This is a genomic window from Bradyrhizobium betae, assembly GCF_008932115.1.
In the GTDB taxonomy this organism is placed as follows: Bacteria; Pseudomonadota; Alphaproteobacteria; order Rhizobiales; family Xanthobacteraceae; genus Bradyrhizobium; species Bradyrhizobium betae.
In genome coordinates, this window is record NZ_CP044543.1 from 6,210,314 (window position 1) to 6,224,060 (window position 13,747).

Here is a 13,747-nt window from a genome sequence, read left to right on the forward strand (position 1 = left end):
TGTTGTGACAGGATTATTACGAAGACGTGTCACATCGATTACACGGAGCGATTCATGTTGCAGTGGCAGGCGCGATCCAATCCCCTCGCATGGTGGTGGGGGTCGCTGACGCTTGTCAGCAACGTCAACATCCTGGTCTGGTTCATGCTGTACCGGGAGTTCTACCAGCCGGTCGGCGGCAACTTCGCCGTGCCGTCGGGGATGGGCGTGATGCTGGTGCTCTGCGCAGGTTACGTCTTCGGCTGCGCCTTCCGTTCGTTCCTGCCGCGTGCTGACGTGCAGCGCATCTGCCTGTTCGACACCTGGCTCTCCAGCGTGTTCGTCGGTCGCACCGTGGCGACCGTCGCCGAAGTCTGTTTCGCCGCGCAATGGGCCATCATCCTGTATCAGCTCGGCAGCATGGCCGGTGCCGAGACCACGGTGAATATCGCGCTCGTGATCGTGCCCGTGATCATCATCGCGGAGTGCTTCTCCTGGTACGCGGTCGTGACCACCAACTATCTCTACAACGCGATCGAGAATTCGCTGTGGGCGGTGACCTTCTTCCTCGTCGGGATCGCGCTGTGCCGCCTGATGCCGGAATTCCAGGGGCCGGTGCGCTGGGCGCTGATCGCGGGGATCTTCGGCATCGCCTGCTTCCTCGCCTTCCTCGTCACCGTCGACGTGCCGATGTATCTGAGCCGCTGGCGGGCAGGGCATGCCGAGGGCGGTAGATTTTTGGGCTTCCTCGAAGGCCTGCATGACGTCTCGACGCGCTGGGTGGTGACCCACGACATCGCGCACTGGAAGGGCGAGTTGACCTGGATGTTCCTGTATTTCAGCGCCGCGGTGTGGTCGAGCCTTGCGCTTTGCGCGCTCTACGCCATGGAAGGCTATCTCACGCGTTACTTGGCCTAACCATCATTTGCCGATCAGGCTGCACTTGCTGCGGTCGAGCGGACGGAACGCCTGGTCGGGCGGGATGGTCGCGACCAGCTTGACGAAATCCCAGGGACCTCTGGACTCTTCCGGCGTCTTGACCTGCACCAGATAGAGATCGTGCACCATGCGCTGGTCCTCGCGGATGCGGCCGTTGGTGGTGTAGGCATCCGACACCGGCGTCGCCTTCATCTTCGCCATCACGGCCGCGCTGTCGTCCGAGTCGGTGTCCTTGACGGCCTGCAGATAGTGGCGCACGGCGGAATAGACGCCGGCCTGGATCTGCGACGGCATCGCCTTGCGTCGGGCATAGAATGCGTCGGAGAATTTCCGAGCCGCCGGCGAGACGTCCTCGAAGAACGAGGTGACGATGAGATCGCCGCGCGTGGCCTTCAGCCCGACCGCCTCGACATCGACATTCTGGAACGACATCGGCACGATCTTCATGCCCTGCGCGGCGAGACCGAATTCCTCAGCCTGCTTGATCGCGGTGGCGTTGTCACCGGCGACATTGATCGCGAGGATCTTGGCGCCCGAGGACTGCGCCTGGAGCAGGAACGAGCTGTAGTCGGGCGTACCGAGCTGCGCCTTGACGCCGCCCGCGACCTTGCCGCCGAGTTCAGTGATACGGGCGCGCGCGGTTGCCTCGATCGAATGGCCGAAGGCATAGTCGCCGGTGATGAAGAACCACGGTTCCTTGCTGGTCTGCATGATGCCGGAGACGACCGCGGTCGCGGTGGAATAGGCGTCCTGGGTCCATTGCACGCTGGTCGGCGCGCAGGCTTCGTCGGTGAGCTGGTTGGCGCCGGCACCGGAGACGAGGAAGACCTTGCCGTTGCCGCGCACCAGTTCCTGCACCGCGAGCGCCGCGCCGGAACTGCCGCCGTCCGCGATCGCCTGCACGCCGTCGCTGAACCATTTGCGGGCGAGCGATGCGGCGAGGTCCGGCTTGTTCTGGTGATCGGCCTGCAGGATCTCGATCGGCTTGCCGTTGATCTTGCCGCCGAACTCCTCCGCCGCCATCCGCGCCGCCTCGAACGAGCCCGGGCCCATGGCGGTCGCGAAAATGCCGTTCATGTCGGTGAGGACGCCGATGCGGATGGCATCGCCCTTGATCTCGGCGCGCGCGGCGGTGCTGGCGAGCGCCAGCGTGACCAGCAGGATGGCGGTCGATGCAGTGCGGAGTGTGGCCATGGCGTTTCCCGATTTTGTTGTCGTTGCGATTGATCGGCGTCGAAGGTCAGGCCGTCTCGGCGATGACCTTGTTGCGCAGGATTCCGATGCCGGAGATTTCGACCTCGACGGTGTCGCCGGGGCGCATCCACAGCGGCGGCGTGCGCTTGGCGCCGACCCCGCCCGGCGTCCCTGTCACGATGACGTCGCCGGGGACGAGCGGGCAGATCGTCGAGATGTAGGCGATCAGCTCGGGGATGGCGGTGATCAGGAGGTCCGTGGTGGTGTCCTGCACCACGGTGCCGTTGAGCCGCGTCTGCAAGGTGAGCTTTGACGGATCGGGGATCTCGTCCGCCGTTACCAGCCATGGACCGAAGCTGCCGCTCTCCGCAAAAGTCTTGCCGGAGAGGAACTGGCTGGTGTGGCGCTGCCAGTCGCGGATGCTGCCTTCATTGTAGCAGGAATAGCCGGCGATATGCTCAAGCGCACGGCCTGCCGGGATGTGGCGGCCTTCCTTGCCGATGACGAGCGCCAGCTCGCCTTCATAATCGAAATCGTCGCTCACTTTCGGCTTCACGATCGGCTGGAGGTGGCCGACCTGGCTGCAGGGAAAGCGGACGAACAGCGCCGGCTTCTCGGTGACGGTGCGTCCGGTTTCGGCGACGTGGTCGCGATAGTTGAGGCCAACGCAGATGATCTTGCCGGGATCGGGGATGACAGGTGCGAAGGCGATCTTGTCGAGTGCGTGATCCGGGGCCGTGGACGCGACTAGCCTGGCCGCCTCGGCAACGCGGCCAGATTCGAGCAACTGCCGCAGTGTGGTGCAGGGCGCCATGCGCGTGCCGAGATCGACTACGCCGTCGTCCTTGACGGCTCCGAAGGAGGCGCGTCCGCCGGCGATGAAAGAGAGCAGCTTCATGAGATGTCCTGGTGTTCGGTCAGGCCGCGGACGGCGCTTGGTTTGAAGAAATCTGGGTTGGAGGCGAGATGGCGGCGATGAGCCGGTCGAGATCGGTGTCATCGTGCGCGGTGCCGCGGACATAACGGTCGGGGCGAACCAGCGCGGCGATGATGCCGTGCGCGCGCAGCCAGGGTCCGACGCCGTCGGCGTCGTCGGCGGCCAGGATCTTGATTCCTGCCCGCGGAACAGCGTGACGCGCGGCGCTGTCGATGAGCAGCACGTGGTCGTAGCCGATCGCGTCGTCGCCGCGGCGGCCGTCCTTCATGTCGAATTGCGGCGCGAGATGGCCGGCCAATCGCAGATCGCCGAGCGCGAGCCCGGGGCCGAGCAGGGGCTTTTTTACCTCGAGCTTGACCGGCGCATTCTCGCGGGCTTGCCCGGCGGCAAGGCCGGCCTCGATCGCCTTGGTGTTGATGACGCCGCCCAGACGGATGGCGAGTTCGATGAACTCGCGCACATGCGGCTGGCGCTCGCTTTGATAGGTATCGAGCAGGTCAGGCGAGGCGCCGTCGCGGATGATCGCGGCCAGCTTCCAGGCAAGGTTGGCGGCATCGCGGATGCCGGCGCACATGCCCTGGCCGAGGAAAGGCGGGGTCTGGTGCGCGGAATCGCCCGCCAGCAACAGCCGTTCATCTCGCCACTGCTGCGCGATGACGGAATGAAACGTGTAGACCGCGGCGCGCTCGATCTCGGCATCGTCGGGGGTGATCCAGCGCGACAGCAGCTCCCAGACCCGGGCCGGCTGCGCCACCTCCTGGGAGTCCTCATTGGGGAGGACCGTGATCTCCCAGCGCCGCCGCGTGCCGGTGCCGCGGACATAGGTCGCCGGCCGCCCGGGATCGCAATGCTGGAGACTGTAGTCGCCGAGATCGTCGCGCGCGCGCTTGAGCAGCACGTCGATCACCAGCCAGCGCTCGTGAAAGCCGAGATCGTCCATGCCGGAGCCGATGAAGCGGCGGACCAGCGAGCGGGCGCCGTCGCAGCCGATGACATAGGCCGCGCTGACCTCGCTGAGCTTGCCGCTCGAGAGGTCCTCGTAGCGGACGCGCACGCCGGTCTCGTCCTGGTCCAGCGCGAACACGTCGCAGCGATTGCGCAAGGTAACATGCGACCAGCGCGAAAGGCCGGCGATCAGGACGTCCTCCAGGTCGGGCTGGTGAAAGCGATAGCTGAGATTCCATCCCATCGGCGTCAGCGTCTGCGGCCGTGACCAGTCCAGCAGCATCCGGCCGTCCGCGTCGAGGAACAGCATGCCGGGGCTGAGGATGACATGCGGCAGGACGGCGTCGGCCAGGCCAATGGTCTGGAACACGCGCATGCATTCGTCGTCGAAATGCACCGCGCGCGGCAAATGATACGTCCGCGCCTCGCGCTCCAGCACCAGGGTCCGCACGCCGCAGAGGCCGAGCAGGTTGGCCAGCGTGGCGCCGACCGGGCCTCGGCCGACGATGACGACATCAAACTCTTCGGGGACGGATTTATCTTGCATGGGGCTATCTCTTCCCCAAGCCGCGCCGCAGCATCAACGCCGCCGCGCCAAGTGTCCGCCCAGCGGACGCTCCCGCCGTCATGGCCGGGTCAAGCCCGGGCATGACGAAGTGGAGGTGTCAGCGCAAAAGGCCAATCACGCCGCTACACCTCGACCGGAATGGCGGCGGCCGTCTCCTGGAGCTGGCTGGCAAACTGCGCCACAGCTTCTTCGATCCTCAGCGCCGAGCGGATCCAGATGATGGAGATGCAGCCGTAGACAGCCCCGTTCCGAACGATGGGAACGGCGATCGACGCCGTCTTCGGATTGTATTCGCCCTCGCTGCGGATCGCGTAGCCCTGCGCCTGCACCTCCACGATCATACGGTCGAGGCGGGCTTCGTCGAGGAAGGGGCGGTCGTCGGCCTCGTCGATCCGGCGCAGATGACCGACGATCAGGTCGCGCTCGCGCGCCGGGCAGGCGGCGAGATAGGCGCGGCCCGCGGACGTCCGCAGCATCGGCAGGCGCTTGCCGATCATGCCGCGGTCGATCGACAGAGGGCTGCGCGAATGGGTGGTCTCCTGCACCACCATCGCGGCGTTCTCGTAAGTCGACAGATCGACCGGCCAGACCAGGATCTTGCTGAGTTCGGCGAGAAAAGGCGCGGCCGCCTGGCAGATCACCACGCCGGGGTCATAACCGTCGCCGAGACTGAGCGCGCGGCGCGTGACGCGAAAGCGATCGTCGCTGGCGCTGCGCGCGACATAACCGAGTTCCTCCAGCGTTTCGAGCAGGCGGTAGACGGTCGGGCGGGGCAGGTCGAGCGCGCGGGCGACGTCGCCGGCGCGGATGCCGCCGGAGCGGTTGACCTCCTGCAGCACGTCCAGCCCGCGCTTGAAGGCGCGGACGCCCTCCGACTGCCGCGGCCGATCGGCACGCGTCCGCTCCTTGGACACTTCGCATTTCCTCCCTTGTGCCGCGTCGCCTCGCGACTATCGTCGTTGCAAACGCGAAGCGATTGCGGAGGCCACCGTAGGAGCGTGCGCGGTTGGTATCAAGTTCGCCGCACTGCAGCGGATGCGATGCCTTAATGCGATTCCTTGGGAGGAGTTCGATGGAAATCACCGCGCTCGGCTATGTCGGGATCAACTCGACCCAGCTCGATCAGTGGGGCCGGATGGCGACCGGACTGCTCGGCATGCAGCAGGTCGATCGTGGCGGCAAGATGCGCGCGTTCCGCATGGACGATCGCAAGCAGCGGTTGATCGTCGACGGCAGCAGCGATGCCGGGCTCGCGGTGATGGGATGGGAAGTGCCCTCGACCGCCGAGCTCGACCGTCTCGCCGGCCGCCTGGAAAGCCACGGCGTGAAGGTGACGCGCGGCTCGCGTGCGCTCGCCGACGAGCGCCATGTCGCCGAACTGATCGGGTTCGCGGACCCCGCCGGCAACCGGCTCGAGGCCTTCTGCAAGCCGGAGCTCGCGAGCGAACCCTTCAAGCCGGGACGGCCGATCTCGGGTTTTCGCACCGGCGCGCTCGGCATGGGCCATGTCGTGCTCAACGTCGAGGACGTCGAGCCGCTGCTGCCGTTCTACCGCGATGTGCTCGGCTTCCACGTCTCCGACTTCGGCCTGAAGCCCTATGGGCTTTATTTCTTCCACGTCAACGGCCGGCACCACAGCTTTGCGATGGTCGGCTCGGGACGAAAGGCGCTGCACCATTTCATGGTCGAGCTCGGCAGCCTCGACGATGTCGGGCAGGGCTACGACCTCGCGCAGATGGACGACGGCCGCATTGCCTATACGCTGGGCCGGCACACCAACGATCACATGACGTCGTTCTACGTGAACACGCCGTCGGGTTTTTTCATCGAGTATGGCTGGGGTGCGCGCGTGATCGATCCCGAGACCTGGCAGCCGCACGAGACTTTTGACGGGCCGTCGCTGTGGGGCCACGAGCGGCTTCACATGCCCGAAGAGCAGCGCAAACGCCTGCGCGACATGCGGCTGGATGCGGCCGCGCGCGGTGTCCGCGTCGCCGATCCGCGCGTGCCGCCGCTCAACTGCGCCTGGCTCGACGCGGTCGTTGCGCGCGAATGATCTGCGGCTGCGAAGCGATCAGGCCTCGCCGAGATCGACCTGCGTCAACAGTCCCTGACGCAGCGCCAGCCGGACCAGCTCGATGTCGGAGCCGACGCCGAGCTTGTCCTTGATCAGCGAATGCAAATTCGCCACCGTCTTCGGGCTGACGTGGAGGGTCTCGGCGATCTCGTCGGTCGTCTTCTCGGCCAGCAGCAGCCGCAGCACCTCGAACTCGCGCGGCGTGAGCACGTCGGCGGCCGAGCTCTCGCCCGCAAGGCGGCTGAGCGCAAGCTCGTGGTCGATGTCGGGGCTGATGGCGATCCTGCCGGCGAGCACGTCCATCACCGCGCGCACCAGCGTCTCCGGCGGGCTCATCTTGGTGACATAACCCCTTGCGCCGGCGCGGATCGCCTGCACGGCGAATCCGGCATTCTGGTGCATGGTGAAGACCAGGATCCTTGCCGCCTTGTCCCATTGCCGGATGCGCCTGACGGCCTCGATGCCGCCGATCCCGGGCATGCTCAGATCCATGATGACGAGGTCGGGCGCCTCGGACTTGAACAGGCGATAGGCTTCGGCGCCGTCGGCGGCTTCGGCGATGACGCGAAGGCCCGGCTGCTTCTGAAGCACCGAGCGATAACCCTCGCGGACGACGGAGTGGTCGTCGACCAGCAGGATCGTCGCGTCGGCCGCGCTCATGCCGCGCGCTCCAGCACCGGCTGATCGTTGGCCGAGATCGGAATGACGACGCGCAGTGCGGAGCCGCCGCCCGGGCCGGTCTCAAAGCTCAACCGGCCGCGCAAGGCCGCGACGCGCTCGCGCATGCCGAGCAGGCCCATTCCGGATTTGGCGACGGGGTCGTTTGAACGTCCGTCATCGTCGATCGCGAGCGCGATCTCGCCGGCCCGCATCGTCACTTCGAGGCTGACCCGCGTGGCGCCGGCATGCTTGGCGGCGTTGGTGAGGGCTTCCTGCACGATGCGGTACAGGTTGTCGCTGATCGCGGCCGGCAGGGTCTCGAACGCGCCGTCGAACCGGATCGAAAAACGCGTCTCGCCGCGGCTGCGCCCGTTCCAGCCTGCAACGAGGCCTTCGAGGCTGGCGACAAGTCCGAGTTCCTCGACGTCGGGCGGGCGCAGCCGGAACAGCGTGCCACGCAGCGTCTCCATCATCCCGGTTGCGGTCCGCGCGATGCCGTCGCATTCAGAGAGCAGGGAAGGGCACTCCTGCGCCGCTGTGGTCCGGGCGGATGAGGCCAGCGCACGGATCGCTGCCAGCGACTGGCCAAACTCGTCGTGCAGCTCGCGCGCGAGATGGCGGCGCTCCTCGTCCTGCAGTGCGATCAGCTTCCGCGTCAGCTCGGCGCGCTCGGCAAGCGCTGTGTCGAGGCTTTCGGCGAGATGGTTGAAGACGTCGCGGACGGCGGACAACTCGGCGAGATCGAACGGCGGCAGCCGCGCGCTGAGATCGTTGGCGGCGATCCGTTCGAGGCCGTGGCGGATCATGCGGGTCGGGCGCAGCGCGCGGGCGAGCACGGCATAGACCAGTGCGCACAACAGCGGCAACGCGATCGCCAGCGCGATCATCAAGCGGCCGGCCTCGTGCCAGGCCTCCGCCGTCTGCACGGCCGGATCGACCGAGACCACGACGTCGCCGAGCTTCGCGCCGCGCACGACCACGGGCCTCGCCGCCTCGCGGCCGGGGTCGAACATGCCGCGATAGAAGGCCGCGAAAGCCTGCGGCGGCAGGTCCGCAGGATTGGGCGCGCCACTGCAGAACCGCTGCAGCATGTCGCCGCTGGTGCCGCGAAATGCCAGGCACAGCCCGGGCGTCATCACGTAGGCTGAAACCGGGTCGAGGTTCGGGAAGTCCGAGCGCGGGCTCGCCACCCACTGGATCTTGCCCTGTTGCAGCTCCAGCGTCTTGGCCACGATGGCGGCGATGCCGTCGATCCGCGCATGCGCCGCGCGGTCAGCCGTGACAAGGAAATAGGCTGATATCACGGCGAAGCAGGCGGCCGATATGGCGGCCACGCGTAGCGTCAGACGGACCTTGAGATCGAATCTCGGGCGGTTCCACATCGGCGGGCACCTGCTGCGAACGGGTTTGTCGCCTCCGCATTAGACGGCAGAACGGAAGCGGCGGAAAGCGCTACGCCATGCCGCGGTGCAGCGTCGTGAAATTTTCCCGGCGCTCGCCGGGACGGGCACGGCTGCATGACGCAAAGCCATGGTCCAGATATGCGGGGCCGCTCCGTCATGCGAGGCCCGTTCATGCAGCTCTCCCGGTCGATCCTCCCTGCGCTTCTCCTCTTCGTCCTCCCGGCGGCGTATTCCCCGGCGGGGGCCGAGGCCGCCATCGGCGTTGCCATCGACGACTTCAGCTATACCGATACGTCGGCCGAGCCGGCCAACCAGACCGCCGCCCACGAGCGGCGGCTGTCCGCGTTCATGGCCGCGCTCAGGCGGGATATCGGCGCGGACGGCCGCTACCGGCCCGTGGCGTCGGCTCAGGACGGTGCGGCGTTCAAGGTCATCGGCGGCATCCAGAAGACGAGCACCCTGGTGCAATGGGCCAAGGTCGCCGTGATCGACGTCGGCGCCAGGAAGCTGGTGATGGACAAGCTCTATACCTTCCGCGGCGACAATGATGAATCCTGGGAGCGCGCCGAGATGTTCGTGTCGCGCGAAATCATGGCTGCGCTCGCCACACCCGCACCGGTGGCGCTGGCGGTGTTCGAATTCGAGCTCGAGGACACCACCGCCGCTTCGGTGGGCGCTTCAGCTGCGTCGGATGCGTCATACCTGGCCGAAGTCACCACCAGCGTGCGCGAAGCGCTCGGCCAGTCGGGCCGCTATCGCATCGTCGAGGTCGGCGGCGAGGCGACCAAGGCGCGCGTCTTGCGCGACTGCGGTGGCTGTGAGACGGCGATCGCGCAGAAGCTCGGCGCGGACCAGTCGCTGATCGGCGTGGTGCGGCGGGTCAGCCGCACCGAATACACGCTCGGCTTCCAGGTGCGAGATGCCAGGACCGGCGCGGTGCTGGCGCGCGGCGACAGCGGCCTGCGCCTTGGCGCGGACTATTCGTGGAAGCGCGGCGCCGTGCGGCTGGTCAGCGAACGGCTGGTCGAGAGCAAGTAGCGCCGACTTGGCTCAGAACGTCAGCTGCACCTTCATCGACTGCGAGCGGTCGCTGGCAAGCTCGAACGCCGCGACCGCGTTCTCGAACGGCATCGTCGCCGTGATCAGCGGCTTCACGTCGATCAGGCCTTCGCCCATCAGCCGCACCGCGAGCTCGAACTCGGGATCGAAGCGGAAGGTGCCGCGCAGCTGCAATTCCTTGGCGACGATGGAATTGATCGGCAGCGTCATCTCGCCGCCGAGGCCGAGCTGCACCAGCGTCGCGCCGGGCCGCAGCACGTCGAGCGCGGTGCGGAGCGCGGCCTGGTTGCCGGAGGCTTCGAACAGCGTGTCGAACACGCCCTTGCCGGCGCGCCATGGATCGAGCGCGGCGGCGTCGGTCGCGACATTGATCGCGTGCGTGGCGCCGAGCTTCCTGGCGACGGCGAGCGGCGCATCGGCGACATCGGTCACCACGATCTCGGCGGCACCGCCGAAGCGCGACACCAGAATCATCAGCGCACCGATCGGGCCGCAGCCGGTGATCAGCACGCGCTTGCCGAGCAGGGGGCCGGCCTGCTTGCCGGCATGCAGGCACACCGCGAGCGGCTCGGCGACCGCGGCTTCGGCCAGCGAGAGCTTGTCGGAGATCGGCACGGCCTGCGTCGCATCAACGGTGACGTATTCGCGAAAGCCGCCTTGCACATGGGGAAACCGCATCGCGCTGCCGAGGAAGCGCATGTCGAGGCACTGGTTGCGCATGCCCTCCTGGCAATGCAGGCATTGGCCGCACGGCTTGCTCGGATTGACCGCAACGCGCGTGCCCGCACTGACGCTGGTGACGCCGTCACCGACGGCCGCGACGACGCCGGCGATCTCGTGCCCCAGCGCCATCGGCTGCTGGATGCGGACGACGCCGAAGCCGCCATGGTGGTAGTAGTGCAGGTCGGAGCCGCAGATGCCGCCATTGGCGATTCTAACGCGGACCTCGCCCGGGCCGGGTGCCGGATCGGGGTAGCTGTCGATCCGCAAATCCTTCGGGGCGTGGATGACGACGGCGCGCATGGTTCGCTCCTTGTTCGCGATTACATCGCGGCGATCATGCCGCCGTCGACATAGATGATCTGGCCGTTGACATAGGTCGAGGCGTCCGACGCGAGGAAGATCGCCGCGCCGACCAGCTCGTCCGGCTTGCCCCAGCGCTTGCTGGGGATGCGGCCCATCAGCCAGGTGTTGAACTCGGTGTTGTTGACCAGCGCCTCGTTCATGTCGGTGAGCATGTAGCCGGGGCCGATCGCATTGGCCGTGATGCCGTGCTGGGCCCATTCCACCGCCATCGAGCGGGTCAGGTTCTTGATGCCGCCCTTGGCGGCGGTGTAGGGCGCGATGGTGGGGCGCGCGAGCTCGCTGCCGAGCGAGCCGATATTGATGATCTTGCCGTGCTTGCGCGGGATCATGCGCTTGGCCGCCTCGCGGCCGATCACGAAGGCGCTGGTGAGATTGGTTTCGATCACCTTGCGCCATTCGTCGGTGGTGAATTCGACCAGCGGCTTGCGATGCTGGATGCCGGCATTGTTGACGAGAATGTCGACGGCAATGCCCTTCTTGTCGAAGTCGTCGAACGCGGCGACGATCGCGGGCTCGTCCGTGACGTTGAACGCGGCGCCTTCGGCCTGATGGCCGGCGGCACGAAACTCGGCAACGGCCTGCTCGACACGCTTGGGATCGACGCCGTTGATGATGATCTTCGCTCCGGCCTTGGCCATACCCTCGGCAATGGCGCGGCCGAGGCCGCGGGAGGAGCCGGTGACGAGTGCGGTGCGGCCGGAGAGGTCGAACAAAGCGGTGCTCATCTCAAATAATCCTCAGACGTTGGAACGGCGCACGGTGAGATCGCTGCGATCGAACACCGCGGGCAGGAGGTCGACGCCGAGGCCGGGTCCTTCCATCGGATAGACAAAACCGTCCTTGATCGTCGGCATCGTGGTCACGAGTTCATTGTACCAGCCCTTGTAGAAGGCGCGCACCGATTCCTGGATCAGCGTGTTGGGCTGGCTGAACGACATGTGGATGGCGGCGATGAAGCCGATCGGGCCGATGCAATCGTGCGGCGCGAACGGCCGGTGATAGGTCTCGGCCATCGCTGCGATCTTGCGGCCTTCGGTGAGGCCGCCGGTCCAGCACAGATCGGCCATCACAACATGCATGGCGTCGCGGTCGAGCATGTCCTTGTAGGGGAAGCGCGAGCCCAGCGTCTCGCTGGCGCAGACCCAGACGTCGGTCGAGCGCGCATATTCGGCCAGCGCCTGCGGCGAGTTCATGCGGATCGGATCTTCGTACCAGGTCGGCTTGTAGGGCTCGATCGCGCGCGCGATCTGCTTGGCGGTCGGCAGGTTCCAGAGCGAATGGAGCTCGACCATGATCTCCATCCTGTCGCCGACGGCCTTGCGGATCTTTTCGAACGGCTCGAGCGCCTGCTTCATCTGCGCGGCGGTGATGTAGAGTCCCTTGTTCTCCTGGGCCGCCGGATCGAACGGCCAGATCTTCATCGCGGAGATGCCGCTTTCCAGCAGGCTTTCGGCCAGTGCATCGGCGTGGTTCATGAAGCCGTCGAGGTCTTCATACGGCCCCTTGGAGGCGCCGAGATTCCAGTTGGCGACCGGGCTGATATTGGTCGAGCGGACATATTGCGTGCCGGCGCAGGTGTTGTAGATGCGCTGCTTGTCGCGGCAGAGGCCGCCGAGCATCTGGTGCACCGGTTGATTGCAGACCTTGCCGAACAGGTCCCACAGCGCGATGTCGATCGCGGAGGCCGCGCGATATTCGACGCCGGTCGATGACTGCGCCATCGGCAGGTTCAGCATGTCGCGATGGATGGCTTCGATATGCAGGGGATTGCGGCCGAGCAGGCGGCCGGCAAAGGTGTCGTGGATCTGCGCTTCGACCGCGCCTGCGCCGTAGAAGGTTTCGCCGAGACCGATCATGCCTGTGTCGGTGTGAACGCGAACCCAAATGACGTTGGAGAATTCCTCGGTACGCAGCGTCTCGATCGACGTGATCTTCACGGCAATGTTCCTCCCGTCACAGGCGCCTCGCGCCCGTCGTCTCGTTTTGCACTGCAACATGTTGCAGATGGCGCGGAAGTCTTACCTCTGCTTGTAATATATCACAACATGTTTTAAGGCTGCGACAAATAGGGCGCCATCCAGCAACGAGAGCGCGGGCTGACGGGAGAGAACGACATGGCAAAGCGCAAGCGCGCGCTCGAGGTGGTGAGAAACGACGACGACGGCGAGGGCAAGCCCTCGCGGCGCAACCGGCTCAATTTCTTCGAGCTGGCCTATCAGAAGATCGAAGAGCTGCTGGTCCACTGCGAGCTCAAGCCCGGACAATTCATGACGATGCTGGAGTTGCAGCACATCACCGGCTTCGGGCGCACGCCGGTGCATCACGCCGTCAATCGTCTCTCCGCCGACACGCTCATCATCATCCGTCCGCGTCACGGCCTGCACATCGCGCCGATCGATCTCGCCCGCGAACGCATGCTGCTGGCGTTGCGCCGCGACATGGAGCGCTTCGTCGTCCGGCTTGCGGCCGATCGCGCCAGCCTCTCGCATCGCAATCAGGCGCTGCACATCGAGCGTGTCTTGCGCGAGCGCCGCGGCAGCCTGACCCTCGACGAGTTCAACAGCATCGATCGCCGCATCGACGCACTGGTGCTGGAAGCAGCCGGCGAACCCTTCCTGGTGCACACGCTGCGGCCGCTGCACACGCTGTACCGCCGCATCGGCTACATCCACCACCGCTTCATGCCGGGACAGGCCGAGCTGTCAGGCACGATCGATCGCCACCTCGCCATCCTCAGTGCGGTCGCCGGCCGCCATGTCGAGGACGCCGTGAAGGCGAGCGATGCGCTGATCGAGTACATGGACCAGATGTTCACGGGCATGGAGGCAGGGATCGATCCGCGCCTGCTCGATTGCAGCATCGAACCGCTGCTCGACGCGTAGCAAGTTTGGAAGAAAGGA

The 13,747-nt window shown here is 66.2% G+C and carries 13 protein-coding genes; 4 read left to right on the forward strand and 9 right to left on the reverse strand.

The annotated features are described in order from the left end of the window. Positions 1–54: 54 nt before the first annotated feature. On the forward strand, positions 55–897 hold the full coding sequence (locus F8237_RS29890) for a hypothetical protein (protein WP_151649726.1): 843 nt from the start codon (positions 55–57) through the stop codon (positions 895–897). Positions 898–900: 3 nt separating this feature from the next. Here F8237_RS29890 and F8237_RS29895 read toward each other — a convergent pair whose 3' ends face one another. The 4 genes from F8237_RS29895 to F8237_RS29910 all read right to left on the reverse strand — a co-directional run bounded on the left by F8237_RS29895 (position 901) and on the right by F8237_RS29910 (position 5,476). Further along, positions 901–2,112 (reverse strand): ABC transporter substrate-binding protein, encoded by a 1,212-nt coding sequence (locus tag F8237_RS29895; protein WP_151649727.1) that lies wholly within the window; start codon positions 2,110–2,112, stop codon positions 901–903. Positions 2,113–2,158: 46 nt separating this feature from the next. After that, positions 2,159–3,010, reverse strand: a complete 852-nt coding sequence (locus F8237_RS29900) for a fumarylacetoacetate hydrolase family protein (RefSeq protein ID WP_151649728.1) — start codon at positions 3,008–3,010, stop codon at positions 2,159–2,161. A 19-nt stretch (positions 3,011–3,029) separates the two neighbouring features. Continuing rightward, positions 3,030–4,541 carry a bifunctional 3-(3-hydroxy-phenyl)propionate/3-hydroxycinnamic acid hydroxylase MhpA gene (gene mhpA, locus F8237_RS29905; RefSeq protein WP_151649729.1) on the reverse strand — a complete coding sequence of 504 codons (1,512 nt, stop codon included), beginning with the start codon at positions 4,539–4,541 and terminating at the stop codon, positions 3,030–3,032. A gap of 143 nt (positions 4,542–4,684) precedes the next feature. Continuing rightward, positions 4,685–5,476 carry a DNA-binding transcriptional regulator gene (locus tag F8237_RS29910; RefSeq protein ID WP_151649730.1) on the reverse strand — a complete coding sequence of 264 codons (792 nt, stop codon included), beginning with the start codon at positions 5,474–5,476 and terminating at the stop codon, positions 4,685–4,687. 158 nt (positions 5,477–5,634) lie between these two features. Between F8237_RS29910 and F8237_RS29915 the strand changes: the two genes are divergently transcribed. Next, the gene (locus tag F8237_RS29915) at positions 5,635–6,618 is read left to right on the forward strand and encodes a VOC family protein (RefSeq protein WP_162006275.1); all 984 of its coding nucleotides are present in this window, start codon (positions 5,635–5,637) and stop codon (positions 6,616–6,618) included. Positions 6,619–6,636: 18 nt separating this feature from the next. On the opposite strand, the gene F8237_RS29920 is transcribed toward F8237_RS29915, so the two are convergent. Together F8237_RS29920 and F8237_RS29925 are read right to left on the reverse strand one after the other, a co-directional pair. Beyond that, on the reverse strand, positions 6,637–7,299 hold the full coding sequence (locus F8237_RS29920; protein ID WP_015685512.1) for a response regulator: 663 nt from the start codon (positions 7,297–7,299) through the stop codon (positions 6,637–6,639). Further along, the gene (locus F8237_RS29925; protein ID WP_151649731.1) at positions 7,296–8,681 is read right to left on the reverse strand and encodes a sensor histidine kinase; all 1,386 of its coding nucleotides are present in this window, start codon (positions 8,679–8,681) and stop codon (positions 7,296–7,298) included. The genes F8237_RS29920 and F8237_RS29925 overlap by 4 nt, the downstream gene beginning before the upstream one ends. A gap of 192 nt (positions 8,682–8,873) precedes the next feature. On the opposite strand from F8237_RS29925, the gene F8237_RS29930 reads away from it, so the two are divergent. Continuing rightward, positions 8,874–9,740 carry a DUF3280 domain-containing protein gene (locus F8237_RS29930; RefSeq protein ID WP_151649732.1) on the forward strand — a complete coding sequence of 289 codons (867 nt, stop codon included), beginning with the start codon at positions 8,874–8,876 and terminating at the stop codon, positions 9,738–9,740. A 12-nt stretch (positions 9,741–9,752) separates the two neighbouring features. On the opposite strand, the gene F8237_RS29935 is transcribed toward F8237_RS29930, so the two are convergent. From F8237_RS29935 to F8237_RS29945, 3 genes are read right to left on the reverse strand one after another with little or no spacing between them, the layout of a single operon-like run. After that, the gene (locus tag F8237_RS29935; protein ID WP_151649733.1) at positions 9,753–10,784 is read right to left on the reverse strand and encodes an L-idonate 5-dehydrogenase; all 1,032 of its coding nucleotides are present in this window, start codon (positions 10,782–10,784) and stop codon (positions 9,753–9,755) included. 20 nt (positions 10,785–10,804) lie between these two features. Then, positions 10,805–11,572 (reverse strand): SDR family oxidoreductase, encoded by a 768-nt coding sequence (locus F8237_RS29940; RefSeq protein ID WP_151649734.1) that lies wholly within the window; start codon positions 11,570–11,572, stop codon positions 10,805–10,807. A 12-nt stretch (positions 11,573–11,584) separates the two neighbouring features. Then, a complete protein-coding gene (locus F8237_RS29945; RefSeq protein ID WP_162006276.1) occupies positions 11,585–12,784 on the reverse strand; it encodes a mandelate racemase/muconate lactonizing enzyme family protein in 1,200 nt (399 codons plus the stop codon). A gap of 177 nt (positions 12,785–12,961) precedes the next feature. Here F8237_RS29945 and F8237_RS29950 point away from each other — a divergent pair, with 177 nt between their 5' ends. Continuing rightward, a complete protein-coding gene (locus F8237_RS29950; protein WP_151649736.1) occupies positions 12,962–13,729 on the forward strand; it encodes a GntR family transcriptional regulator in 768 nt (255 codons plus the stop codon). The last annotated feature ends 18 nt before the right edge of the window (positions 13,730–13,747 follow it).